Origin of the sequence: uncultured Deefgea sp. (assembly GCF_947072475.1) — a bacterium.
Taxonomy (GTDB): Bacteria; Pseudomonadota; Gammaproteobacteria; order Burkholderiales; family Chitinibacteraceae; genus Deefgea.
Window position 1 is genome coordinate 21,924 of record NZ_CAMTIA010000012.1, and the last position, 25,109, is coordinate 47,032.

Genomic DNA, 25,109 nt, shown 5'->3' on the forward strand with positions numbered 1-25,109 from the left:
CCAGTCAGCACGACACCAAGCTAACGCATTACATGCCGAAATTGCTTAGTCCGACTGGATTGATTGTCTCTACCTTGCGACAAAATAGGGATCGCAATAAGATCGCGTTTTAAGAGCGACTCGGCCCAACCAATAATAAAAAACAATGCGGGCATTGGCTGCTCGCCTAAATACACCGTGCCTAAAGAAACAAAAACCATCGCGATAATCCCAGCAAACGTAAATGGTAAAGAATTTGGATTTGCGGGTTCGCGCAGGCCTTTTACCACCAATCTCACCACCATCCATGCCATTAACAACACTAAAAAAACCACTGCAATTACGCCATGCATCAAAGCAAGCAATAAATAGTAATTATCGATTGATTCCATGCCGCCCACTTTGGGCCAAGTGTTACGCCCCCAACCAATTGCCGCATGCTCTAAAGCAATTGCTTCATATTTATCCATTAACTCTTTGCGATACAGCGCTGATTCTTGTGATAGCGTCATCACTGCCCCGGGCTGAACATCAAGATAAGCATCGAGCAACACCTGCCCGACCAATCCGCCAACGACCAAAGCGCAGAGAACCCATTTAAGGCGTTTAGTGCGGTCTTGACCGCGCGATACCCACATCAAGACCCCTCCGATCGCGCCACCAATCCAAGGCCCACGCGCAATCGTCATAATGATACCAAGTAACAGCAAACCATTAACCCAATACGATTTCTTGCCTGGCAGGCGAATATGTCGCATTTGCGCTTCCCAGCACTGCCCCCATTGCAGCCAACGAGCCAGTCGCCATGCCATGGCCAGCATAATGCCTGCCAAAATCGCATGCGAATAAGGGCCAGCAATTCGAGCAACGCCATAGCGAAATGTCGTTACCCATCCCGTGCCTTGCCCAGGGAAAAATGGGCCAATCAATACACTCCACGGATTAATCCCAAAGCGAAACTGATAAATACTTACCGCAGAAACAATCGCGCAACTAATCACAAACACGCGTGCCGCAGCAATATCGTCCGCTTGCTTTTGCAAGCACCAGCGTGCGGCAAAATAAGGTGCCAATACCGAAGTGAGCATCGCGAACATGAGGTTTTGCGCTTCAGCATAACCGGCGTTGGTGTATTCAGAATATGCAACACAAAATGCAAAACCAAAGACCAAACCATCGGTGATGGATGGCCGCCAATTTTTATATTGCGAAATCATCGCTACCACAAAAATCGGCAAAATAGCGGCCTGATTAAAACTAGGGTCAGGTAAGCCTGGCGTCATCGCACGATAACAATCGGGAAGTAATAGCAAAATTGGCAAATAACCCCGAATTAATGCGTATTGAGTGCCTTGTTGCCACACCAAAATAGCGGTCATCAGTAGCGCCAGATAAACCACATATTGCATCAAGACCCCCTTGCACTGACAACCAAGAGACTTTCTGCCGGCAATTTAACGCTGGCCATCCCTTGCTGGCATACACTCTGTCCCCGTACCACATTCACTTTGGCACGGTCACCTTCGTTATCGCCAGGCTGACGACCATCGAGCAAACGCCATTTAATGGCGGCTTGACACGGGATTTGTAGCGCATGTGCTTGAGTTGACGCATTGACCATAGCCATTCTTGTTGGAGAAGCTGTCGCCGTATCTGCAAAACCCAATACCACGAGATCGCGACATGCCTCTACTGAGCCTTGACATTGATAACGCCAAGGCTTGCCACCGGATACCTCATTGAGCATCGCCAGTGCCAAACCTGTAGGGCGTAAGCGTTGCGCCGTCGTCAAATCGCGGCTAATGCCAAACAAAGCCACATCACCCAAACCGTCATGTAATTTAAAACTAAATCCAGCCAAGCTATATACCGCTTGCTCACGAATACCCAGCAATGCCGCATCAAGCAATTGCCGTGCTAATGCCACGCCAGATATCGCTGTAGTGACAATTTGATTCCGTGCTTTGGCATCAGCGCTACCCTGTGTTGAATGAAAATTAACTTCATAGATTGCCAATCTTTTCCCTGCAACTTGTGCGCGCTGTTGCTGCTTTTGCAAAACAGCTTGTTGGCTTTGCAATGCTTTGCCGCGATTGACTTGCTCAGTGTCTTGCACTTGTACATCGTAAAAGAAATAAGGTGCAACAGCGACGCGATCAGCATGAGCCGCCGCGACAATAGGCCCCGGGCTATCGGGCCATGCAAAAGGTGCATTCACCACCGTAATCAAACGTCGCCCAATACCAAAACCACGCTTAGCACTCGCAAGTGCGCGATCGGCCGCCTCGCGATGCTGATTCACATTGCTTAATCCTGCGGGGCGAAATAAGGCATTCCAATTCTCATTTCCAAATTCGAGTACCACCTCATCGAGCTGCAGTTGATCAGCGCTCTTTCGTAATAAGCGCCCAAATTCTTGCCACTCAGCAACCGACAAAGTCGGTGGACCAACCACCCACGGTGCCGCACTCACCTCGGCGCACAAAGCAAATAACTCCGGTACGCTATACGCAAAAAAACTCTCACCCTCACCCGCCCGATAGCGGATCGGCTGACGTGCCAGTTCCGATGCAAATCGGTTCGCCACACGATCACCTAGCTGCCCTTGCCAGTCACGCAAATACCCTGGTTTGAGTGCTTTTAATGTATCAACTACGGCGCGTCGAAAGCCCCCGCTTTGCGCCACAGCCTCCCCGAGATACACATCATCAAGCCAAATTTCACCATCACCTTCACTACTAAAGGACAAAGCCAGCGGGCTCGCTTTCGCCTGCGGTGTTTCAGTCCCCTGCCAAGTTAAATGAATGCTTTGCCATTCTGTCGTTGGCGTCAGTGTTTGCATAACAAAGGGAGCGGCCCCATCACGCGAAAAACGCACCTGCAGCTTGGCACCTGCACGTGGCATTTTGACGCGAAAATTAAGTTGCCACGCCCCCGTTACCGGTAATAAGCGCCCTGCGGAACCACCCAAAGTATCAAAAAAACTCGATACGCCCGCCGCTTGCGCGGCAGTGGATTGCAAACGCAAAGCATATTGCCCTCCCGAAGGAGATACCTGCGCGACTAAACTTGCACGGCCTTGTGGCCACCATTGCGGAACGCCTGTCAAACGCGCGGTTTTCTCTACACTGATTACATCGCCAGTTTGCAAAGTTTGTAAATCATGCTCAAACCAAAATAATCCAGGACCTTTGTCATTACGCCGATAGTCACGAATACGTCCTGCTTTACCCGCTAGCGCCCCAGTTAAAACCTGAAATTGCCCACCAATCCAAAAGCCATCCGGTCTTGCCACCCACGCATCACGATCCGTAATTTGTCGTCCATCAAGTCGATCGACAATCACCAAAGAGCGATCCAATAACGGCTCAAAGCCAGGGTTTCGTACAATATTGGCGCGTAATTGCTCTGCGCCCCAATAAGACGGACCGCCTAAATTTAAACCAAAACGAGGAACAACTTCACCCGGCAATGCCACCAGCGGCGTCAAACTCAAGTTTGCCGCACTCACTGAATTCACTAAATTCAAAACCAAGACAAAGCAAAATAAGTAGCGCCACATACTGACCGCCTAAGCACGGCGAAGTGGGGAAGAATACGCTGTCAGCTGAGTCTGCTCAGCCAACTCGGCATATAGCTTTTCGGCGACATCCAATTTATCTGCCCAAGTAAAACCAAGCTGATTCGACTGATGTATCCGTAATGCACCAAGACGCCCCATTTCACGCCAACGCTCGGGGGCTAAATAGCAATTAAACAATGCCGCATGCAGCTGCTCTAATAAAACGCTGGGTGAATCGGCATCAATGAGTACGCCCACTTCGGGCGTGACCAATTCAGCGGGGCCACCAAAATTAAAGGCAATCACTGGACGCGCACACGCCATCGCCTCAAGTAACACCGCACCGCCGGATTCACGGATCGATGGCAAACAAAAAACATGACACGCTTGCATCAAAGCAGGGATAGCGGCTAAATCAATATGCCCTAAAAAATGACATTCTTGCTCGATCTGTAGCGCCTGTGCTTGCGCTTTAAAATCAGCGAGTTTTCCGCCATTGCCTGCCAAGATCAACTCAACCTTAATCCCCTCTTGCTTTTTCAACTGCGCTACCGCAAGCAATAAGAACTCAACGCCTTTAACTGCCAACATTCGACCAACAAACAGTATTTTTAATGGCTTATTTGGGCTCGGTAGCGGCGGATAAGGACTGGCGACAAAGCGACGCGGATCTATCCCATTTTCAAGCAACATCCGGCTCTGTTTTTGTTGCACTGCTGGCAAAGCAAGTCGTGTCGCTTGTGTGGCCGCTAGCGTAATCCGTAAGGGACAAGACCGCTCTAACCATGCAGACCACCATTGCCCCAGGCGACGTCCATGATTGAGCCATTGTGACTCTTGCTGTAAAACACGATCAAAACCCTGCGGATTACCTAAACCACAATTGAGCGGCCCGCGCAGTAAGGGTAGCGCTAAGCGATCAAGGCATGTGCCTGCAGCCGAACTCACCGGTGTTGGCACGTGTACCGCGCCCCAATCTTGGCCTTGCCGACGTAGGCGACGCGCCAAACGTAAGGCCAAACGATCAAATAAGAAATAATCCAGAGAACTCAATAAAAAAATCGCGTGCTCGCGCCCTGGGAATAAACGACATGCGATGCGATACAAGGGCCCCGCCAACCATTCCGTATCAATAAAATGAATCGTATCGCCAAGCGCAATCCTTGCCGCTAACGCCGCACGATTGCGTTCATGCGTAATCAAAGTCACCGGACGGCGTTGCACCATGCCTTGGTACCACTCCCAGCCAATTTGTGACACCGAGCCCATATCCGGCCCACATTGATACGCCACCATCAATAAATGCTGATTCATGAATGCGCCTCCTGTATACGGTTGGATGACAATAGTTTGGCTGGCACTCCGCCAACAACCGTGCCAGCCGCAACGTTTTTGCTGACCACCGCGTTAGCCGCAATCGTGGCACCATCGCCAATAGAGACCCCAGCTAAAATCACCGCCCCACGACCAATCCATACTTCACGACCAATCTCAATGGCCGCCGCATTAAATCCAGACTCACGTATCGGCAGACCACGGACACGGCGATGATTAGCGTCTCGTACACTACAATATTCGCCCAGCATGCTGCCGGCACCAATCCGTATCGCAGAATGCGCCACAATATGCACGCCGCGTGAGATCACGACCCCATCGCCAATTTCGATTGTGGCGTCATGCTGTGTTTCTAAATACAAACCAGGATACAAAAATCCACGGTCACCGATTGCAACTCGCTGCGTGCCATGCAGTTCCACCGGTCCCAATACAATGCAACTGACCGGCAAAGGAATTCGCACCGCCAAGCACAGCCAGCACCAGCCTTGATACCCACGTTGTAAGCTTTGCAAAACCAAGGGCAACCATGCACGGCAACAGCGCAATAACAATTGCTTCATGAGGACTCCCCTTTGCGGGTTTTGCAGTCAATCGCCTTATACTCAATCAACGGCGCGGGACTTTTTTGCTGTAGATCCCGCCAGCAACGCCAAATACCCCAACTCACTGGCAATTGCTCAAACCAGCTGTGCACGCCATATAGCAATAAAGTTAAGACCTGCTCAGAACGCCAGCGTGCCCGCCATGCACTACGCAAAATCAAGCCCAATAAAATCAGTAGCGGCATACCCCACCCCTGAATCCCAACCAAAGCCAAAAGCAAGCTCGTACTCAATAACAATAAAATGATCATTGTTTGCCGGAGATTATGCCGTACTTCATCATGCCAAAAAGAGCCGCAAGACTGGCTCACCGCTAGATAGGCATACCCCGCTCGCACCGCGCGTTGCCAATATTGATCAAAATGAGTGATGGCTAAATCATGCTGCGTCATCAAATGATCGATATGCAAAATCACACCGCCTGCTTGACGTAGACGATGGCATAGCTCTGGCTCTTCTCCGGCGAGCACCGCTGAATTAAAACCCGCTACTGCCATCAATGCCGGGCGGTAAAACAAAGCATCGCCGCCGCAAAATAAAGTTTCGCCCGCTGGATAACACCAATCCAAATCCAGCACGCGAACATAAATCGATTGCCGAGGGTTTAACTCTCGACGATGCCCCCAGACACACACCACATCCTGAGATTGCATCGCGTGGTAAGCCTGCAATAAAAACTCGGCATCCAGCACAGTATCGCCATCCAAAAACATCACCCAATCAGCGTGACACGCTTGCCAACCCCGGTTTCTTGCCGCTGCAGCGCCAGGTGCCAACGACTGTAAAACATGAGCGCCGGCTGCTTTTGCCACTGCAATACTGTGGTCTGTCGAACCGGAGTCAACGTAAATCAACTCCAGCTGTGGCCAAGTCGCCGCCTTAACTGAAGCCAAACATCGCGCCAAACGCTCTCCTTCATTACGACCAATCACCACGACGCAAATCAGACTTGACGGCGTAAAAGGTCGGCGCGACATCAGATTGACTCCGATAAGTTCAATAACCGAGCATAGTCACTGATCCGAGCTTGGGCAGAAAATCGCTCAGATAATTGCTGCCGTGCCGCAGCCACGACGGCATTGAGCTTAGCCGGCGATAATTCGTTAATTCTGAGCACTTGGCGTTGTAAATCATACGGATCACTGGCACGAAAATGAAAGCCAGTCACGCCATCCTCAACCAGCGATGCCGCGCCCCCTTGATCGGGAACCAAAACCGGCAAACCAATCGCCATGGCTTCTAAAATCGCCAGCCCAAATGGCTCACACGGACAGGTATGCACATACAGATCGCACTCGGCAACGATTTCAGCCGGATACTGAACAAATCCAAACCAGCTAACACGCTCGTTTAACACACTCAAATCAATCAGTGCCTGACTCTGCCAGCCGGTTCCCATTACCAATAAGCGCGGCATACCCAAACTACCAGGCAATCGCCAAGCCGCAATCGCCACCCCGACTTCTTTAATTGGATCAATGCGACTGACCAACGCCACATGAGCAATTCCTGAGCGCTGAAAAGGTGCTCGCTGAGGCAAGTGACCAATTAAAAAATTCTCGATCACCTTCACCCCTTGCTCGGAGCAATGATGCGCCAGCAATCTTTCACGTACAAAATCAGACACGGCAACCAAGGGTAAACCCAGATGTTGCAGCCAATGCTTACGAGCATAACTGAGTCGCTCATCGGTGCCGCCATGCACAATGTGCAATTGCGGTAAGTCAATGCCGCGTAATTTACTCAACAACAAGGCCAGCAGCGATTGGGTCACGGCCGTCGTGAACAAAACATTGTCTTTTTCACTAAGATATGGCCAAAACACTCGGGCTAATGACCACTTATTATAAAAAATATGGCTTTGAATCCCCTGCCGTTTTGCTTCTTGATGCACCGGCCCTGCTGGCGCAAATAACACGGGTATACCGTGACGTGTCAATTGATTCAAAGTGGCCAAAGCCATACGCTCTGTCCCATATAATTGACCGCTATGTAAGATATAAAGAAGGTGGCGCATGATCGGGCTCCAACAAAAGGATACATACCATTATCTGCAATGCAATCGAAGCAATGATGGCCAAATTGCAAACTCAAATCACTTCAATACCCCTGCGATGGCCGCGCCAAACTCCAACGTAAGCGTGGCAACTGCGACCAATGCAAGCGGTGTGGCACCGCCGCGCCATACAAGTCGAGCAACCAGTCTTGCTCAGCCCGACTCACTTGTGGCGCAGGAAACAAAGGGGTTTGTAGATCAGATAAGCGCAGCGCCCCAAGGCGCAAACGATGCACCGCGCCTTGCCAATGGGAGTGCGCCTTTATATCAAAATCGGGCAAGCCAATCAGATGCCGGTAACCCAAACAGACTTCTTGCAAATGTTGCGTTAACACTTGCCAACGGTCAGGATCAAAATGACGGCGTTGTCGCCCTAACCACAACCATAACAGCGCGGCTTGCAAGCGTTCGACCGTATCGGGCTGCACCACCGGATTCGCTAAGCTGCTAACCAAGCAATCCCCAGCCGATAATTGCAAGTTTAGATTTGAGTCCACCCAATGAATTTGCCCATCACCTGCAATGCAGTTTTTAAGTAATAAACCTTGCGCAACATAACTATCGGGCAACAGCAGCGCGTTTTCAGCGTACACCGCTTGATCCAAGACGCAGCCACTGGCCAATACACAATTGGGTCCAAGCTCAACGCCTTTACGAATAATGCAATTGGGGCCGATTAACAACGGTCCTTGCAAAATGGCCCCGTCCTCAATCAACACATTCGGCGCCAACCAAATATCACGCCCTTCTTCAACATAACCCGGTACATAATTGGGTTCAGATTTTAAGAGCGTCGCTTGCGCGGCAAGAAATTCTGCAGGCGTTCGCAAGCGAAGCCCTTTAAAAACCAATAAATTATTCGGTAAGAGTAAGGATGCGCTGGGTGCTTGGCGTAAAGTTTCGGCGAGACACAGCGCCCAACCCGACCATGTGCCATCATCCAATAACCACTGCGCACTGATTTCCGAGGGCAATGGTTCATCGGGCAAGCAGCCTGGCGCAACCACCCACACCGAACCGGATAAAGGTAAATGACTTAAACGCTCAGACAGGTTTTTATTCGCCGCCAAAAGATGATAGTGAATCTCAATCCCCCAGCGACTACCCTGCCCAAGTAAAGCCTCAATACCCGCATGGGCTAGATCCACCATCACATGCAGTTGCTGTACGCCCTGCTCAACCATGCGGATCACCGTCCGCTCTAATAAGGTTTGCCCGACCAAAGGCAATAACAACGTCGTCATTTCTCCTTGATCAGGCCAGGCATTCATTTCCGCCAACAACACGCCATGCACCTGATGACTCGGGGTGGCCCCACTGGGCGGCGCAAAGGGCAGCGGAAGATCTCCATAAGCAAACCGACAACGCTGCCAAACAACGCGCGCAAGAAATGTAAAATTCCCGACCAAATAACGTTGCCACATCCGCCGTGGTTCTTGGATTAAACGCCAACTCCACTCCATGCCAATTTCTCGCAACCAAACTGGCGCACGTAAAATTCGTCCAGAATAAAAATCAAACAAGCCACCCACACCCATCGCTACGGGGGTTTGTAATTGCGCTAAATGTTCGGCAATCCACATATCTTGTTTGGGCACGCCCATGGCCACCAATAAAACATCAGGATGGGCATCGCGTATTTTTTGAATAATATTGGGGGTATCTTCTTCTGCGAAGTAGCCATGTTGGCTTCCAGCAATATGCAGCCCTGGGTATTCCCAAAGTAATTGTTCTGCCATTCGGCCTGCTACGCCAGGATGGGCACCTAATAAATACACCCTAGCCTTTTGCTGCTGCCAATAGCGGCACAACACCGGAAACAAATCCGTCCCATTGGTATTTTCTTTTAACGGCGTTCCCAACATCCGACTGGCTAAAAGCACACCACTGCCATCGGGTAATAACAAATCCGCGCCATTGAGCATGCCGCGATAGCGTGGGTTATTGCTGGCTAAATTGGCGCAATGCGGATTCACAAAGGCAATTCGATGCCATTGACCATCCCCTTGCCATTGCTGCAATTGCTCAACCACCTCGCTTTGGCGCAAATTGTCTAACCACAAGTTAAGTAATGGCCAACGCGCCTCACCTTGGCGTGCTGCACGACCAATCAAGAGGCTCAAACCATAGCGCACTAACAAAGCGCTATCGTAGCGCCAGCTGCGCAAAGTCGCATCGGCAGCATCACACACCAACTCTGCCCCCAAGGGCAGCGCCATTCGTTCATGCAAACGCCACGTCGAACATAAACCATGACTTTTCCCTTGTGCACTACCAATCCAGCGTATTTCTTTACGCCAAATCTGCGCCATTCGCTGCGCGCCATGCTGAAAAGCGCCAAAGAACCAACCCAAAGGGGCCAGCAACAAGTAACACACCCCCGCAATCAGGCGACTCAAGCGCGGTGCTAACCGTTGATAACTTAATTTAGAAAATGAATTCATCACACACCTCGGCTCAATAAGCACCACGGCCAAACAGCACCGCTGGAATGGTTTGTAATAAAATAACCACATCCAGCTTCAAACTACGCTGGCGGATATACGCCAAATCCATTTCTAGCTGCCCGGCAAAAGCCACCTCGGCACGGCCACTCACTTGCCAGATGCAAGTCAAACCCGGCTGAACCTCCAAACGTTGCCGAGCATACAAACCATACTGAGCGACTTCCTGTGGTAATGGCGGACGAGGCCCGACCAAGGTCATCTCACCTTTAAGCACACACCAAAGTTGTGGAAATTCATCCAGACTGAAACGGCGAATAATGCGCCCAATCCAAGTAATCCGAGGGTCACGTAGCAATTTAAAGGTGTGATTATCTTGATGCTGATTGGTCAAGGCAGCCTGCAAGGCTTCGGCATTGATCACCATGCTGCGAAACTTAGGGAAATCAAACAACTGGCCGCGATAACCGACTCGCCGCTGCCAATACAAAATAGAACCGCCATCGGTCAATTTGATGGCGCACGCTAAAAATAGCCACAAAGGCCAACCCAAAAGCAGCGCCAATATCGCCACTGACACAGCCAACGTACGGCGAAAAATACGGACCAATGACAAGTTAAAACGCAATCGAGCACGCAATAGTGTCATCCGCCAACGTTGTACATTGCGCTGGCTATAGCGTTTTTCTAACTGTTTGAGTTGAGATAATTCAATTGACGAATTCATGGTGGTCTCCAGAGGGCCCTGTGTATATGCTGATTAAAGCAAGCCCTGCTCAATCAACTGTGACCACCTTGTAAAATATGCCACTTTCTCAGCCTATTGTTTTGCACACCAATCTCTGCGTTTTGGTCGTAGATGACATTGCATTTATTCGTCAGCAAGTTTGTATGGTCGTGGAGAGTCTAGGATTTAAGACCTTGCAAGCCAGTGGTGGCGCTGAAGCTTTACGCTTATTTGCCGCCGAGCAACCCGATATTGTGTTGCTGGATTTACTCATGCCAGAAGTCGATGGTTTTACCGTTACACGAGAAATCAAAGCCAAAGGTGGGGAGCGCTGGACGCCGGTGGTGGTGGTGTCGGGTTTAGAAGGGGATGCGCATTTACTCGAAGCGCTAAAAGCACAAGCCGATGACTATCTGCATAAGCCCATCGTCCCCGCGATTTTGCAGCATAAACTCAACAATCTAGCGCAAGTGCTGAATTTACAACGCCAACATGAAGCGTTACTGACTCGCTCGAGGGCGATCACTGAAAACAGCTTTGATGCCATTTTGGTGATCAACTCGGAACAGAAAATCCAGAGTATTAATTTCCGTTGCGAGTATTTATTTCAAACCCCTCGCGAGCAACTCATCGGCAAAGGTCTGCTTGAACTACTGCCCAAACTACAATTAAATTGTGCTAAAGGTTCAAGTCAGCACAGTCAAATCTTACTCGCCAAACGCCCCGATGGCAGTAAAATCACCATTGAAGTGGGCATTACCTCGTTCGATCAAGACAATGAGCGTTTCTTATTGGCAACACTGCGTGATGTGAGTGAACGTGAGCGAGTCGATCAACTTAAACAACAATTTATCGCCACACTGAGCCATGAATTACGGACACCATTAACCTCCATCATTGGCGCACTAAAAATGCTGCAAGGCACCCAAAGCACACAATTTAATAGTTCGAGCAGCCAACTGATCGAGATGGCCGATCGCAATGCGGGGCGATTACTTAAAATGGTCAATGAATTACTCGACATCAATCGCAGCGTGTCTGGTCATTTGCAACTGAACCTACAATGGCAATCGCTCAACGATCTTCTGGCTGAAGCGCGATTGGCCCACGAAGGCTATGCCAATCGGCATCAAGTTCAATTACAACTGACTGTAGCGCCAGAACTCAGTACCGCCACAATCTTTACCGACCATTATCGATTAATGCAAATTTTGGGCAATCTGGTTTCAAATGCTTGCAAATTTTCACCGCCCGATGCCATCGTGGCAGTACGCGCCAGCACCGACGATACACAACTCATCATTGAAATCGAAGATCAAGGCAGCGGCATCCCCATCGCCTTTCAACCACGGATGTTTCAAGCTTTTAGTCAAGCCGATGCCGGCGACGCGCGGATTCGTGGCGGCAGTGGGCTCGGTTTAGCCATTACCAAGCAATTAATAGAAGCCATGGAAGGACAAATAAGCTATCGCACCAGCGAACACGGCACTTGTTTTAAGCTCACCTTCCCACAAGGAGCCTTGCAATGCAGACCTTAAAGCAAATCGCCATCATCGAAGACGATGCCGACATTCGTCAGTTGCTAGAACTCAGCCTAAGTACTTTAGGTGGATATACGGTACTAACGTATCCACTTGCAAGCATTGCCATTAAACAATTACCAAGCAATACCCTACCACAAATGATCATACTCGATGTCATGATGCCCGAGCTTAGCGGGCCAGAATTTATCCCGCTGCTGCGTGCATTACCCAAAGGAAATTCCGTCTGCATTGTGATGCTCACAGCCAAAGCGGCCACCGAAGAGCTGGCGCCCTTACTCACTGCTGGCGCTAATTTTGTCGCCTGCAAACCTTTTGATCCGATGTTACTACCTGAATTGCTACAGCATTTTTGGAGTGAATTTCATGCCTGAATTTGACGTTGCCGCGTTTAACGCGGGACTCAGCCAATTGCGTCGGCGATTTCAAGCCGAGCTACCCCAACGACTGGCTTTAATCGATACGGCCTGGAAAAACAGTCCTTCAGCATGCGCCAGCGCGCAATTACTCGATGAACTACACCGTCTTGCTGGTGCTGCTGGCTCGCTTGGGTTTGCAGAAATCGAACGCCTCACTCGTGAACTAGAGCAAACCCTCAAACATGATTTTGTCGCTATTGACGACTTTATCGAGCAATGCCAAGCAAAAATCACCGACTAAAAAATACGCTTACATCTGCCCTTAGGGTCTGTTGACGTTTGGTTTGCTGTCGCGCTGGAGCGATTTTCGCGGCAGATCAAGGCATTTTATGCGACCAATAACCCGTTATTCGAGCATGAAATAACGCAGAGATGCCGCGAAAAGCGCCCAGCCCTTAGGGTTTGGCTGCTTTTGGCCTGACACTGCGTTGAAAAACGCTTGCATAGAATGACTATGCCACGCGTCTTTCGCCTTGTTTCAGGCCAAAATCAGCACAAACGCGATCCGTAAACCAAACGTCAACAGACCCTAGTCTTCCCTTCCAAAAAACACACCAAAGCTGTCTAAAATCTCACCAATTTTCCAATTAAATTGACCGACTACTGAATAAATTTACAGTTGATTCACATTCCAATCGCATAAGTGAACTTTAATAGAGTAGATAACCGCTACCGGTTCACTTATGGAGATGCAGATCATGGAACTCATTACCCGCCACCAGCACAACACGCAAACCATCATTACTTTTAACACCACCAGTCTAGATGCCAGTAACGCCGACACCTTTCGCAAACAAATCCGAGCATCTTTAGAATCATCTACAAAGATTGCCATCGATATGTCGTCGCTCTCCTTTGTCGACAGCTCAGGATTGGGCGCGCTCTTGTCCTGTTTACGCTATTGCACCGAACAAGGCAGCAGTTTTGCGCTCTATGGTTTGCAACGCCCAGTCTCCGCGCTTTTTGAATTAATGCGAATGCATCGTGTGTTCCAAGTCTTTAATTCACTCGACGAAATCGCAGGAGTTCAAGCATGAAAGCCCTGATCTTAGCGGCAGGCAAAGGCACTCGCTTAATGCCACTGAGCCGTGATTGCCCCAAGCCCATGCTGTCGATCTTGGATCGCCCCGTGATCGAGTGCCTGATCGAGCAGCTGGCCAAGCATGGCGTGACTCAAATCATTATCAACACCAGCTATTTAGCCAAAGAAATCGAAAGCTATTTCACCAGTGGGCGCCGTTTTGGCGTTGAGTTGGCTTTTAGTTACGAAGGATTTGAGCAAGACGGTGAACTCCACGACAGACCGCTAGGTTCTGCTGCGACCATTCGACAAATCCAGCAACACTCGGGATTTTTTGATGATACTTTCTTAGTGCTCTGTGGCGATGCACTGATTGATTTAGATTTAACCGCACTCATTGCAGCCCACCACCAAGCGGGGGCCTTGGCGACCTTGGCTCTGGCTCAAGTGCCGGCAGAAAAGCTCTGCCAATATGGCGTTGCGCTATTGGACGATACCGGCCGAATTATGGCTTTTCAAGAAAAGCCCAAACTGGGCGAAGCCAAAAGCGACCTGGTCAATACTGGGGTGTATGTCTTTGAACCCGATATATTGAAATACATTCCGAGCGATACCCCATATGACCTAGGATCGGATGTTTTTCCACAATTGGCGCGTGAAGGTGCGGCATTGTATGGCGTAGAAATCCCATTCAATTGGATCGATATTGGCCGAGTGGCCGATTATTACGCGGTGCAAATGGCGGCAATTTGCGGTGATGTCCCCGCGATTTCTCGCCCAGGCATCGAAATTGCGCCGGGCATTTTCGTTGGCGCCAATACCCGATTCGACCCACGCCGCTGTCATGTACAAGCGCCGATGGTGATTGCCGACAGTGTCACCATCGAAGATGGTGCAACGCTGATTGGCCCACTGTGGATTGGGCGCGGGTCTTATATTGAATCGGGCGTTCACATCGAGCGTAGTTTAGTTTTTGATTACACCCGAGTCGGTCGTCAAGCTGCATTAATTGAAATGCTCGCCAGTGGCCGCTGGTGCGCTGGCAAAGATGGGATCACCATCGATCCCGTCGTCAGCGACATTCCTTGGATTCTTGCCGATAGCCGAACCAAACTACCGTCTATTTACAATCGCGAGCAGCATTTTTTAGCACAACTGAATCAATTTGAACCGTTAGAAATGGGTCAACGAACGTCATGACTCTCCTTGCCGCCAGTGCAGGTATTGGCATCAAACCATTGGTGAGTTTGCGTCAGCACCCCAAAATCGCAGTTTGCGCTGCGCTACTCACTTTATTGGCTGCCCTACCGATAGTGTGGATAAAAGGTCAATCTTTTTACGAAGCTGAATCGGTGATTCAAATCGCGCCGCGTTATATGAAAACGCTCAAAGACGATAATGAGCTCGACTTTCAATCCAATTCACAATATCGCCAATTTGTGCAGCAACAAAGCAATACCATCCAGCGTTACGACATCCTGCGCGATGGCATACGGCTTGCCAATCAAAACCACCAAACACAAGCTTCAAGCCCAACAAATACAAATCAATTGCAATTAGATTACGCCATTGGCGGTTCAAAAATCACACACGCTCCTGCACAGCCACAAAAGACTTCGCTGTGGCAACGCCCCAATGAGAGCGAGCGTCACGCCGTAGAGCGACTACGTAATCTCTTACAAGTTTCTGCCGTTCCAGACACCTATATGGTACGCATTGGCTTGTCTGGCAAAAACAAAGCCGAACTGGCTCCGATTATAAATGCCGTCGTGAGCATTTATTTAGAACGGGTTCGCGATGAACAAGTGTTTGGCAAAGACGAGCGAATTGCGCAATTACAAAAACGCCAAGACCTTTTACTCACGCAGATTGATGAAAAAGCCGAGCGGCGCAACACCATTGCGGGCGATTTGGGTATAGCAACCTTTTCCGAAGAAGCGGGTAATCCTTACGATAAAGCCATCGAACGACTACGCGAAGCCTTGGCCGATGCCAAGATCAAACGTTTTTCAGCCGCGGCAAATGAAAAAGCCTTTCTGACGCATGGCGATACCGATCCCGGTGTTAGATCCATTTTAGAAAGTGTGTCAGTGGACCCAGGCCTAAATAGCCTAAAAGCCAGCCTAAATAATCGAAGGGCAACTTTAGTATCTGGCATGGCGGGACTCACCCCACAACACCCTGGCTATCAACAAAATAAAATCGAACTAGCGGAAATTGATGCTGAAATTCGCCAACAGTCTGAAAAAATCACCAGCGAAGTACGTCGCAATCTACAAAGCAGATTTAGCACCGCGTCGACCCAAAGCGCTCAATTAGAGGCAGATTTACAGCGTGAGCTCACCGAGCAAGAAAAATCCCGTGGCCACTTCGCAACGCTGTTTAAAGAAGCGCAAAATTTATCCGCCGATGTCACGCAAATTCGTAAAGAACTGGATGCCATCCAAGAACGCTTGAATTTCTTCGCCGCCGAAACCAGCGCCTTGGGTTTTGTACGTTTAGTTAGCACCGCGATGACGCCAGAAACACCACTGGGCGTTGGCAAAACCAAATTACTACTCATGGCAATTATTGCATCGCTGGCTGCAGGCCTTTTATTGCCAATCGTTTACGATTTAATGGATCGACGCATTCATACCCCCAATGATGTGGTGAGCGGCTTTGGTTTTGCGCCGGTAGGCTGGTTGATTCATGCCAAAGATGCAGACAGTCATTTATTTCGTACCGATCAATTACGTCGCTTAGCCAGCGCCTTGATTCGTGAGCAAGACCGCAGCCAATTACGTATTTTTGGGCTCACGGCTTTGCAGCCACAAGGTGGCGCGTCAACGATTGTATTCGATTTGCAGCAAACCTTTGCCGAGATGGGTTTACCGGCGATTGCCGTTGAAGCCAATGCATTTAGTCGAGACGCGCGCTTTGCGAACGCCATGCAATATGACTTAAGCGATGGCCCACCAACCGCACTCCCCCCCAGCACCCATTTACTGCATTTAACGGGCAATGACCGACATATTCACGCCATCGATCGACTTGGGGAGACATTGCAATATTTGGCCCAAACCTATCGATTTGTACTGGTCGATTTGCCGCCACTCTTAGTCAGCGGCGATGCTGAATTGGCCTTACGAGCCACACCGGCGGTGATCGCGATTGTTGAAGCAGAGGCACAAGGTCGAGGCGAAGTTGCGCGTGCGGCAAGGGTGTTGCAAGGCATCGACCCGGCTTCAATTGGTGTGATTGTGAATCAAGTTCGACCCTTAGACGGCGGTGGCTATGTCAATGATTTAATGGAAGAATTCATTAGCGGACGCAAGCAACGATCAGCAGGGCTGCTACTACAAATAGCTCAGACCTTTAAAATCTTGTTGAAAACCGCGCTCGGCTTGCCGCGCGATCTTCAGCAACGTATCAAAACCCTATTGCGGAGCACATCATGAACCTTGTCGATATTGTGACTCGAATTTATGTCATCAATTTACCTGAGCGAGTAGATAGAAAAAAAGAAATTCAATACGCGCTTAGCAACCTGGGTATTGAATGGCAAGCCAATAAAGTCATGTGCTGGCCAGCAATACGTCCAAATAACAGCAATGGCTACCCATCTATCGGTGCCTATGGTTGTTTTTTAAGCCACCTTGCTGCTTTACAAGACGCTCAACGAGCAGAGCAGGGCTGGGTGCTTATTTTAGAGGACGATGCCATTTTTACCCCCGCCTTTACCACGCAATTACCCGCAATCGCGCAATTACTCGCCAGTGAACAGGCCGATCTAATTTATCTTGGGCATTGCCAAGTGATCGGCGACACCAAACCTGAGCTCGGACTAAGTTTAACGACACAAGCCATCGTCGGCGCTCATGCCTATTTAGTTCGAATTGAGTATTTATCGACGCTATTACCCTATCTCGAAGGCTGCCTCTCTCGCCCAGCTGGAGACCCCATGGGCGGACGATTGCATTACGATGGTGCGCTCAGCTTATTTCGACAATTTAACCCCAGCTGCCGCACTTGGATTGCGCAACCTAGCCTGATAGAACAACGCTTTTCCCGTAGCGACATTCAAGCACATAAGTGGTATGACCGTTGGCCTATCCTAAGCCAATGCGCAGCATGGGCTAGAAAAATCAAACAAGCCAAACGAGACATCATCTCGCTTTGAGTGAGCTGGCGACGTCATAGCGCGGCCTGCATTCAGGCTACTTTTAAAACGCACACTGCCCGCAATTCGCACTGTTTACACTCTTGCCATCATTGCACTGCGTCGTTCAGCTTTAATAAAGCCATCACCCCCCTATAGCAGACGCATCATGAGCAGCAATTTTCATCGCGTGGCACTCGAAAGCATGATGGCTCGCCTACTGTACCTGATCAGTCGTTTGGCTTTACCACCGCTGGTGCTCAATTACGTGGGTTTAGCCGAGTATGGCCTATGGTCCATCGCCTTTGTATTGGTCGGCTACCTGGGTCTCTCTGTGTCGGGGCTCGCCACCGTTTATGTGCGTGAAATTGCTTTAGCGCATGATCGCAACGATGCGCTGTATGCCAGCAAAATGCTGAGTACTGGCGTGGCTTTGGCGCTGTTAATTGGTGGAATTTTCTGCGCTCTGGTCGCCATGTTTATGCCGATCATCATAAGCTGGTTCAAAATCGAGCCCCAACTCAATACCTTGGCAGGGCATTTGTTATTACTGACTTGCTTGATTTTTCTGGCTGACTTGACCTTAGGCGCATGGGGCTATGTTTTAAACGGCCTCAAACTCATTCATGAGCAACAACGCATCTGGGTGGCCAGTTTTATTTTGGAATGGGGTATTGCTGCGGCCCTTTTAGCATTAGGCCAAGGGATTAATGCTTTATTGTGGGCCTTTTTATTGCGTTATGTGCTCTCCATTTCGCTGTCTTGGTGGCGTGTAAAACACGCATGGCCAGCACTGACGCTACACCCCAAATATGTTTCTAAATTACATTTACAACCCTTTTTAAATTTAGGGCTACGCGCCCAATTGAGTGACACTTGGGCGATTTTATTGCATTCAGCCGATCGAATGCTGGCCGGTTTAAACTTTGGGGCGGCCACCGCAGGCTTAATGGATTTAGGCAGTAAATTACCCTCAACCGCCACCTCAATAACCTCCGGAATCAGCCAAGCACTACTCCCTCATGCTGCCAGCCTAGATGCTGCTGCCTTAAGCCAACTGTATCAACAAGCGCAGCGCTTAGCGCTGTTCTCTTTACTGAGTTTAATGCCGCTATTGGTTGCAACGGCACCGGCTTTAAATATGGCGTGGTTAGGCCCACGTGCTGAGCTAGCACAGATTGTCACGATTTTATTATGGGTCACACCGGCATGGCATTTGCACATCCAAACTGGGCCAGCCTCTAGTGCGCTGCGCGGCCAAGGACAGACCCAACTCGAATTTTTTTATCATGCCTTGCGTACTTTGGTATTTATTGTTTGCTTACAAGCCAATAGCTTTTTCGAGTTTCTGCAAATTCTCTGTATCGGCCGCTGTATCGCTGCCGTGATTTACTTAACCCTCGCCAGTCAAGCTTTACAATTTTCACCTTGGCATTTATGGCGGGAAATTTTGCAGCCCTTAGCACTGAACTATGCCCTAGCCTATGGTTTTGTTCATTTCTGGCCATGGCAATTGACCGATCGTGGCAGTGCCTTACTTGAGCTGATCATTGCGGGCACGGTTTTTTTCTGCATACAGTTTGGGCTAGCATGGCGGTTTATTTTGCGCCAAGACGAAAAAATCGGCTTAAAGCGTGCATTGCACTTAACGCGCTCTGTTGAGGTTTATCATGCTTAAAATCACGCTATGTATTGCCACAATCAGCTTATTAATCAATGGCTGCAGCAGCATACCCGACAGTTTGCCAGTAAATAATCAGGTTTTTCAACCAGCACAAAAATCCGAACAAATCGATTATGCCAGTCCGGAACTGCTGGCCGAACTCGACGTGACGGGAGAGCCGATTTATCGCCTTGCAGAAGGCGATCAATTACAAGTCACGGTCTGGAATCACCCCGAACTATCCGGCAAACAATTACTCGGTCCCGATGGCCAAATGAGTTTGCCACTCACCGGAACATTGCGATTAGCCGGAGAGACTCGAGAGTCCGCAGCGAGCCGGATTCATGCTGCCTTGCAAGTTTTTCTTAAAAAACCAGCGGTATTTGTCGGCGTTGAACAATATGCGGGTAACCGTGTCACCGTTTTAGGCCGAGTGCAAAATCCAGGCGTACAGCAATTTGATCGTCCGCCCTCTTTACTTGAAACCCTTGCTCGGGCGGGGGCCTTACCGGTGATCGATAAGCAAGCGACCTTAACCCGCGTCGCTATTTTTAGAGGTCGTGATCGCATTATTTGGGTCGACTTAAAAAAACTACTCAATCGAGGACAGCTCGCTTACAACATCAAATTACAAGCCAATGATTTAGTGTATATCCCCGATTCGTTTGACACCTTGGTGTATGTGCTGGGCGCCGTGCATAAACCTGGAGCCTATCGACTTACCCCTGATATGTCCTTAATGGATGCCTTGTCTCAAGCGGGTGGCCCAAATGACGATGCCGCAGACGAAAAAATCGCCATTTATCGCCCTAGCCAACAAGCCAGTAATCCAACCCCATTATTGAGCTTAATGACACGCGCCCAAATGGTTAATTTTTCCTTAGAAGAAGGCGACATCATTTTTGTACCTAAGAGTGGCATTGCCCAGGCCGGTTATGTAATCCGGCAATTAATCCCTGGATTATCCATACTGACCCTAGGACTGGGCGCACTGTAAGCTAGCAAAGGAGAACCGCCATGTATGGCATTGTCAATAAAGCACTCGAAGAGATGGTTTGTAGCCAATACGGGCCGCAGATTTGGGAAAATATCCTGCGACAAGCCGATCTCAATGATGAAATATTTTTGTCCCATAATTGTTACCCCGACGAAATCACTTACCGCCTCGTCGGCGCGACTTGTGCCATAACAGGGAGAGAGGCCGCGCCCTTACTGGAGGATTTTGGCCGTCATTGGGTACTGGAGACTGGCCGGCGCAGCTACGGTGGTTTGCTTGAGGCTGGCGGGCGAAACTTAAGCGATTTTTTGCTCAGTCTGCCCAATTTTCATGCGCGCGTGCGATTGATCTACCCACAATTAAATCCGCCAGAATTTAATTGTGAGGTGATCGGCCCCGGTCAGATCAAGGTGCGTTATTTCTCAACTCGTCCAGGTCTAGCGCATTTTGTGATTGGTTTACTCGACGGCTTAGGCACTTTGTTTGCAACCAAGGTCAGCGTTGAACAAATCAAAGTCCGTGAGCGCCAAGATGATTACGATGAATTTCTTGTGCAGTGGTAGTCATCATGCATGACGCAACCTTATTGCCACTTGGGGTACTCGACACGCTGTTCCCCTTTCATTTTGTACTCGATTCTGAGCTCAATATCGTGGGTTTCGGCCCTTCTTTGCCACTGATTATTCCTCACATTGCCATCCAACATCCATTGAGCCGCTTTATGCAGATTCAACGGCCACACCAACAACTGAACAAGGAAAGTATTGCCAATAGCCCACACACGCTATTTGTGTTTATGTGTTGCCATTCTGAGTTACAACTGCGTGGTCAGTTCTTATGCAATACCCAAAATCGCTTCATTTTTGTTGGCTCGCCTTGGTTGTCCAGCGTATCGCAATTACAGCAATATGCGCTGTCACTCAATGATTTTGCGGTTCATGACAACACGGCCGATTTATTGCAAATCATGCAGATAGAGAAAAATGCGCTTGAAGAAACCCGCAACCTCGCCGTGCGGCTCAAAAAAAAGCGGGTAATGTTGCAAAGCGTACTCAATACCGCAGCCGATGCCATTATCACCATCAGCCAACATGGCCTGATCGAAAGCTTTAATCCGGCAGCAGAATTAATGTTTGGTTGGTCGACTGTCGAAATCATCGGTCAGAATATTTCGCTGTTAATTCCTGAGCTACACACCCCCAATTACGATGATTATCTATCGCATTACATCCAAAAATCCCAATCCAACCCACAAGAACAAGGCCTGATTGGCCGGCGGCATGAGCTCAATGCCAAATATCGTGACGCCAGCGAGTTCCCGATCGAGCTCTCATTAAGTGCCCCGCTTTATGGCGATGAATTTCATTTCACCGCCATTATTCGTGACATTAGTCTGCGGCAAGCGCAGCAGGCGGCCCTTATTTCGGCGCGCGAACGTGAATTAAAAATGGGGCATGACATTCAGCAGACCTTGCTTTTTGGCACGCCACTCAAAGTACCTGGCGTAGAGATTTCGGCCTTTACCCAACCTTCGCAAGGCATCGATGGCGATTTTTTTGACTTCTTCCCCATCGAGCCCAACTGCTTTGATGTGCTCACAGGCGATGTGATGGGTAAAGGCGTAGCGGCAGCAATGCTGGGTGCGGGGCTGAAAAATCAATATATCCGCATTATGGCCGAACTTTTAGGGCCGGCATTACAGCTAGGACAACGTCCAGCGATAGAAATGATCATTAACCAACTCAATTCTCGGTTAACGCCTGAGCTGCAAAGACTCGAATCTTTTGTGACTTTGGCATTTGCACGCATTGATCTAGATGCCAATCTTTTTAATTACATTAGTGCGGGCCATCCTGAAGGCTTGTTATTACATACCGATGGCAGCATCACCATGCTCAGTGGAAAAAACCTTCCCATCGGGATTGAATCAAAAGAACATTATGAGTCAGCCACCTATCCCTTTTTAGCTGGCGATTTATTGCTATTGTATTCAGATGGTTTAACTGAAGCGCGAAATAAAAAACAAGAATTCATGGGGATACAGCCGATATTAGATCTGGTCAGTCAGCTCTATGCCGCTCAAATCCCGCCCGCCATTATTTTGCAACGCTTACGGCAAATCGTTGAACAATATGAAGGTACATTGCAGCGCTCGGACGATTTTACGGCGATTAGCCTTTACCGGCACACCACCACGGCATTACATTACCAAGAATTTCCACGAAAAATGCAGATTCTTAGCCAACTTCGGCAGTGGATACGCGAACGAACCGATTTAAGCCCCGTTTTACATGACCAGCTGACACTCGCTGCCGTCGAAGTCGCTACAAATATCATTCGCCATGTTGCTGCACCATTAGCAGACACGCCATTTGTTGTGCATTTACTCTCAACAGCGACCGTCGTTACACTCAGCTTTTACTATGTCGGCGACGCATTTGACTCGACTCAGTCGCTTCCCCCCGATTTTAGTGGTCATAAAGAAGGCGGATTTGGCTTATACATTATTCAAAATTGCGTCGATCACGTTGAATACCTTATCCCTGCTGAACAAGTCAACCTTACTCGCTTACGGCTAAACAAAGACTGTAGTTAAAATAAATATGGCTATACTAAAAATCAGACACCGCTCTGTCATTAGGATGATTCATGTTTATTGCTATTGTTGAAGATGATGCGATTCAGGCTGACACGCTGGCTTTAGTTTTAAATAGTGCCGGTCATCAAACTCAGCAGTTTTCAACCAGCATTGCTTTCTTTGAAGCCATCAAGTTAGTTCAATTTGACCTGTTTTTGCTAGATTGGAACTTACCCGATTATTCGGGCGGCATGATTATTAAATGGGTCAGAGAAAACGTCGGTTGGCAAACGCCCATCATGGTGGTCACCGCGATTGAAGAAGAAAGCAATATTGTTGCTGCACTCAAAATGGGTGCCGATGACTATCTCGTTAAACCGATTAAACCGATGGAATTACTTGCGCGCATCGAAGTATTGCTGCGGCGCTTTAAATCGGTGGCACCGCAAATACTTCATCTAGGCAGTTATGAAATCGACACCAGCCAGCGCTTAATTCGCCATGCGGGCCAAGATATTGAATTAACCCAAAAAGAATATGATCTGGCGCTATTTCTTTTTAAGCACCCAGGAAAGCTATTCTCAAGAATGACGCTTTTGGAACAAATCTGGGGGTTACACGTTGAAATCGACACGCGTACAGTCGATACCCACATTAGTCGTTTGCGCCGTAAGCTGATGCTTGACGGCAAACATCAGTGGCAACTCACTTCAGTTTATGGCTATGGTTATCGCCTAGAAAGCGTCAATTTAGTTGTACCAAGTCCTATCGACCAATCACTGACTTAATTAATGATGCCACTCCACCAGCAAAAAACGACGCAAACACATCATCTCGGCTGCCGACACGCCAAAAAATTCGATGCCAATTCGCAATAAATTACTCTGCCCTAATCCTTGCTCGCTGCGAACAACAAAGGAAGCGACCTGAAATTCAATCGCCGGTAGCACGATCTTTGCCATGCCAAAGCGGCGTATTTCAAGTAATGGTTTGGCTTGATCTACCGGCAAAACATAGGCTAAACCACCTTCGCTTAAATCGACCAAGCGACCTGAAGTTTGCACTTCTGCGCTATGAATGGATAACGCCACATCCGCATGGGGATGAAAGCGATAAAAATCACGTCCCAACCCCCTCACCATGCAATCTGGCCATGACAGCGTAAATTCATTGGCAGTGTGTTGTTGTAAAACTTGAGCGCTAAAAGCCAAGACCTTCCCACTCCAGACGGCAACCAGTGTTAATGATCGAGGTGATTTACCAGGGTAATCTTGCGCAAGTCGTACGCGCATATAGCCAGCAACACGGTCTAATTTAAAAGCAATTAATAACTCACCTTGCGATAAATCTGGGCTTAAAACCCTCAGAAGCACCGCGCTGTTCAAATGATGCTGCTCGATACTCGACAAAATAGCGTTAATTTCTTGCTTATTTTTCAATAAATCATCACCTTCATCCAAGACATCTGGTGCACGAATTGTTTCTTGTGGCGTCAGACGCGGCAAAATATTAAATAGATTAAACATGACTCACTCCTTACGATAAGAAACGACTCTAGCGGGAATCCCCACTGCAACTGCACCACATGGCACATCGTGTAAAACCACCGCATTGGCACCGATTTTGGCATCATGCCCGATGGTGATTGCACCAATAATTTTTGCCCCAGCCCCCACCTCAACACGATCCCCCAAAGTCGGCGCCCCACCTTGGCCTTCATGGCGTAAACCCAAGGTCACACCATGGCGCAAAATGACATCATCACCAATCACAGTATCACCACTAATAATCACGCCACCGAAATGATCAATCCGCAAGCGACGCCCAACTCGCGTTTCACAGGGCAAATCAATTCCCGTTAAAATTTGCCCCAAAATTTTTAAACATTTATAGATAAAAGACAGCGGTTTTCTGAATATGGCAGACCGCACGCTGTAGCGCCAGTTGCCAAAGCGATAAATCAGCATCACCCATAAACCTTGCCGCCAAGGGTCACGCTGGTAGGTTTGCCAATCTTCACGAATGAGATCAAACATATACG

General features: G+C 49.0%; 22 protein-coding genes. 12 read left to right on the plus strand and 10 right to left on the minus strand.

What is annotated here, in order from left to right; all coding sequences use genetic code 11:
* Positions 1–20: 20 nt before the first annotated feature.
* From Q0V82_RS06145 to Q0V82_RS06180, 8 genes are all read right to left on the minus strand, one after another.
* Positions 21–1,388, minus strand: a complete 1,368-nt coding sequence (locus tag Q0V82_RS06145; protein WP_297573650.1) for an O-antigen ligase — start codon at positions 1,386–1,388, stop codon at positions 21–23.
* Positions 1,388–3,541, minus strand: coding sequence for a hypothetical protein (locus Q0V82_RS06150; RefSeq protein WP_297573653.1), 2,154 nt, complete (start codon positions 3,539–3,541; stop codon positions 1,388–1,390). The genes Q0V82_RS06145 and Q0V82_RS06150 overlap by 1 nt, the downstream gene beginning before the upstream one ends.
* A gap of 9 nt (positions 3,542–3,550) precedes the next feature.
* Positions 3,551–4,855, minus strand: a complete 1,305-nt coding sequence (locus Q0V82_RS06155; protein WP_297573656.1) for a glycosyltransferase — start codon at positions 4,853–4,855, stop codon at positions 3,551–3,553.
* Entirely contained in the window at positions 4,852–5,439 is a 588-nt protein-coding gene (locus Q0V82_RS06160; RefSeq protein WP_297573658.1) for an acyltransferase, read from the minus strand. Before Q0V82_RS06160 ends, Q0V82_RS06155 begins: the two co-directional genes overlap by 4 nt.
* On the minus strand, positions 5,436–6,458 hold the full coding sequence (locus tag Q0V82_RS06165) for a glycosyltransferase family 2 protein (RefSeq protein ID WP_297573661.1): 1,023 nt from the start codon (positions 6,456–6,458) through the stop codon (positions 5,436–5,438). Before Q0V82_RS06165 ends, Q0V82_RS06160 begins: the two co-directional genes overlap by 4 nt.
* Positions 6,458–7,498, minus strand: coding sequence for a glycosyltransferase family 4 protein (locus Q0V82_RS06170; protein WP_297573664.1), 1,041 nt, complete (start codon positions 7,496–7,498; stop codon positions 6,458–6,460). The genes Q0V82_RS06165 and Q0V82_RS06170 overlap by 1 nt, the downstream gene beginning before the upstream one ends.
* Before the next feature lie 83 nt (positions 7,499–7,581).
* Entirely contained in the window at positions 7,582–9,981 is a 2,400-nt protein-coding gene (locus Q0V82_RS06175) for a WecB/TagA/CpsF family glycosyltransferase (protein ID WP_297573667.1), read from the minus strand.
* 13 nt (positions 9,982–9,994) lie between these two features.
* Positions 9,995–10,708, minus strand: coding sequence for a sugar transferase (locus Q0V82_RS06180; RefSeq protein ID WP_297573670.1), 714 nt, complete (start codon positions 10,706–10,708; stop codon positions 9,995–9,997).
* A gap of 77 nt (positions 10,709–10,785) precedes the next feature.
* On the opposite strand from Q0V82_RS06180, the gene Q0V82_RS06185 reads away from it, so the two are divergent.
* From Q0V82_RS06185 to Q0V82_RS06240, 12 genes are all read left to right on the plus strand, one after another.
* Complete coding sequence (locus tag Q0V82_RS06185) at positions 10,786–12,246, plus strand: ATP-binding protein (RefSeq protein WP_297573673.1); 1,461 nt, start codon at positions 10,786–10,788, stop codon at positions 12,244–12,246.
* Complete coding sequence (locus Q0V82_RS06190; RefSeq protein WP_297573676.1) at positions 12,234–12,623, plus strand: response regulator; 390 nt, start codon at positions 12,234–12,236, stop codon at positions 12,621–12,623. Before Q0V82_RS06185 ends, Q0V82_RS06190 begins: the two co-directional genes overlap by 13 nt.
* On the plus strand, positions 12,616–12,909 hold the full coding sequence (locus Q0V82_RS06195; RefSeq protein ID WP_297573679.1) for an Hpt domain-containing protein: 294 nt from the start codon (positions 12,616–12,618) through the stop codon (positions 12,907–12,909). Before Q0V82_RS06190 ends, Q0V82_RS06195 begins: the two co-directional genes overlap by 8 nt.
* Positions 12,910–13,366: 457 nt before the next feature.
* On the plus strand, positions 13,367–13,705 hold the full coding sequence (locus Q0V82_RS06200; protein ID WP_297573682.1) for an STAS domain-containing protein: 339 nt from the start codon (positions 13,367–13,369) through the stop codon (positions 13,703–13,705).
* The gene (locus Q0V82_RS06205; RefSeq protein WP_297573685.1) at positions 13,702–14,889 is read left to right on the plus strand and encodes an NDP-sugar synthase; all 1,188 of its coding nucleotides are present in this window, start codon (positions 13,702–13,704) and stop codon (positions 14,887–14,889) included. Before Q0V82_RS06200 ends, Q0V82_RS06205 begins: the two co-directional genes overlap by 4 nt.
* Positions 14,886–17,129 carry a hypothetical protein gene (locus tag Q0V82_RS06210; protein ID WP_297573687.1) on the plus strand — a complete coding sequence of 748 codons (2,244 nt, stop codon included), beginning with the start codon at positions 14,886–14,888 and terminating at the stop codon, positions 17,127–17,129. The genes Q0V82_RS06205 and Q0V82_RS06210 overlap by 4 nt, the downstream gene beginning before the upstream one ends.
* A complete protein-coding gene (locus Q0V82_RS06215) occupies positions 17,126–17,851 on the plus strand; it encodes a glycosyltransferase family 25 protein (RefSeq protein WP_297573689.1) in 726 nt (241 codons plus the stop codon). Before Q0V82_RS06210 ends, Q0V82_RS06215 begins: the two co-directional genes overlap by 4 nt.
* Positions 17,852–17,999: 148 nt before the next feature.
* Positions 18,000–19,508 (plus strand): lipopolysaccharide biosynthesis protein, encoded by a 1,509-nt coding sequence (locus Q0V82_RS06220; protein ID WP_297573692.1) that lies wholly within the window; start codon positions 18,000–18,002, stop codon positions 19,506–19,508.
* Positions 19,501–20,490, plus strand: a complete 990-nt coding sequence (locus Q0V82_RS06225; RefSeq protein WP_297573694.1) for an SLBB domain-containing protein — start codon at positions 19,501–19,503, stop codon at positions 20,488–20,490. The genes Q0V82_RS06220 and Q0V82_RS06225 overlap by 8 nt, the downstream gene beginning before the upstream one ends.
* Before the next feature lie 20 nt (positions 20,491–20,510).
* Positions 20,511–21,053, plus strand: coding sequence for a heme NO-binding domain-containing protein (locus Q0V82_RS06230; RefSeq protein WP_297573697.1), 543 nt, complete (start codon positions 20,511–20,513; stop codon positions 21,051–21,053).
* A 5-nt stretch (positions 21,054–21,058) separates the two neighbouring features.
* Positions 21,059–23,086 carry a SpoIIE family protein phosphatase gene (locus Q0V82_RS06235; protein ID WP_297573700.1) on the plus strand — a complete coding sequence of 676 codons (2,028 nt, stop codon included), beginning with the start codon at positions 21,059–21,061 and terminating at the stop codon, positions 23,084–23,086.
* A gap of 53 nt (positions 23,087–23,139) precedes the next feature.
* Positions 23,140–23,856, plus strand: a complete 717-nt coding sequence (locus tag Q0V82_RS06240) for a response regulator transcription factor (protein ID WP_297573703.1) — start codon at positions 23,140–23,142, stop codon at positions 23,854–23,856.
* Here Q0V82_RS06240 and Q0V82_RS06245 read toward each other — a convergent pair whose 3' ends face one another.
* Both Q0V82_RS06245 and Q0V82_RS06250 read right to left on the minus strand, forming a co-directional pair.
* Positions 23,857–24,594 carry a PilZ domain-containing protein gene (locus tag Q0V82_RS06245; protein WP_297573706.1) on the minus strand — a complete coding sequence of 246 codons (738 nt, stop codon included), beginning with the start codon at positions 24,592–24,594 and terminating at the stop codon, positions 23,857–23,859.
* A gap of 3 nt (positions 24,595–24,597) precedes the next feature.
* Positions 24,598–25,104, minus strand: a complete 507-nt coding sequence (locus Q0V82_RS06250) for a serine O-acetyltransferase (protein WP_297573708.1) — start codon at positions 25,102–25,104, stop codon at positions 24,598–24,600.
* Between the last annotated feature and the right edge of the window lie 5 nt (positions 25,105–25,109).

Bases quoted from the DNA above. Each gene is read 5' to 3' on its own strand.
- Q0V82_RS06205 (WP_297573685.1), top strand. From the start codon at position 13,702: ATGAAAGCCCTGATCTTAGCGGCAGGCAAAGGCACTCGCTTAATGCCA.
- Q0V82_RS06200 (WP_297573682.1), top strand. From the start codon at position 13,367: ATGGAACTCATTACCCGCCACCAGCACAACACGCAAACCATCATTACT.
- Q0V82_RS06235 (WP_297573700.1), top strand. From the start codon at position 21,059: ATGCATGACGCAACCTTATTGCCACTTGGGGTACTCGACACGCTGTTC.
- Q0V82_RS06225 (WP_297573694.1), top strand. From the start codon at position 19,501: ATGCTTAAAATCACGCTATGTATTGCCACAATCAGCTTATTAATCAAT.
- Q0V82_RS06155 (WP_297573656.1), bottom strand. From the start codon at position 4,855: ATGAATCAGCATTTATTGATGGTGGCGTATCAATGTGGGCCGGATATG.
- Q0V82_RS06215 (WP_297573689.1), top strand. From the start codon at position 17,126: ATGAACCTTGTCGATATTGTGACTCGAATTTATGTCATCAATTTACCT.
- Q0V82_RS06175 (WP_297573667.1), bottom strand. From the start codon at position 9,981: ATGAATTCATTTTCTAAATTAAGTTATCAACGGTTAGCACCGCGCTTG.
- Q0V82_RS06165 (WP_297573661.1), bottom strand. From the start codon at position 6,458: ATGTCGCGCCGACCTTTTACGCCGTCAAGTCTGATTTGCGTCGTGGTG.
- Q0V82_RS06240 (WP_297573703.1), top strand. From the start codon at position 23,140: ATGTTTATTGCTATTGTTGAAGATGATGCGATTCAGGCTGACACGCTG.
- Q0V82_RS06210 (WP_297573687.1), top strand. From the start codon at position 14,886: ATGACTCTCCTTGCCGCCAGTGCAGGTATTGGCATCAAACCATTGGTG.
- Q0V82_RS06180 (WP_297573670.1), bottom strand. From the start codon at position 10,708: ATGAATTCGTCAATTGAATTATCTCAACTCAAACAGTTAGAAAAACGC.
- Q0V82_RS06245 (WP_297573706.1), bottom strand. From the start codon at position 24,594: ATGTTTAATCTATTTAATATTTTGCCGCGTCTGACGCCACAAGAAACA.
- Q0V82_RS06250 (WP_297573708.1), bottom strand. From the start codon at position 25,104: ATGTTTGATCTCATTCGTGAAGATTGGCAAACCTACCAGCGTGACCCT.
- Q0V82_RS06185 (WP_297573673.1), top strand. From the start codon at position 10,786: ATGCCACTTTCTCAGCCTATTGTTTTGCACACCAATCTCTGCGTTTTG.
- Q0V82_RS06195 (WP_297573679.1), top strand. From the start codon at position 12,616: ATGCCTGAATTTGACGTTGCCGCGTTTAACGCGGGACTCAGCCAATTG.
- Q0V82_RS06190 (WP_297573676.1), top strand. From the start codon at position 12,234: ATGCAGACCTTAAAGCAAATCGCCATCATCGAAGACGATGCCGACATT.
- Q0V82_RS06150 (WP_297573653.1), bottom strand. From the start codon at position 3,541: ATGTGGCGCTACTTATTTTGCTTTGTCTTGGTTTTGAATTTAGTGAAT.
- Q0V82_RS06160 (WP_297573658.1), bottom strand. From the start codon at position 5,439: ATGAAGCAATTGTTATTGCGCTGTTGCCGTGCATGGTTGCCCTTGGTT.
- Q0V82_RS06230 (WP_297573697.1), top strand. From the start codon at position 20,511: ATGTATGGCATTGTCAATAAAGCACTCGAAGAGATGGTTTGTAGCCAA.
- Q0V82_RS06170 (WP_297573664.1), bottom strand. From the start codon at position 7,498: ATGCGCCACCTTCTTTATATCTTACATAGCGGTCAATTATATGGGACA.
- Q0V82_RS06220 (WP_297573692.1), top strand. From the start codon at position 18,000: ATGAGCAGCAATTTTCATCGCGTGGCACTCGAAAGCATGATGGCTCGC.
- Q0V82_RS06145 (WP_297573650.1), bottom strand. From the start codon at position 1,388: ATGCAATATGTGGTTTATCTGGCGCTACTGATGACCGCTATTTTGGTG.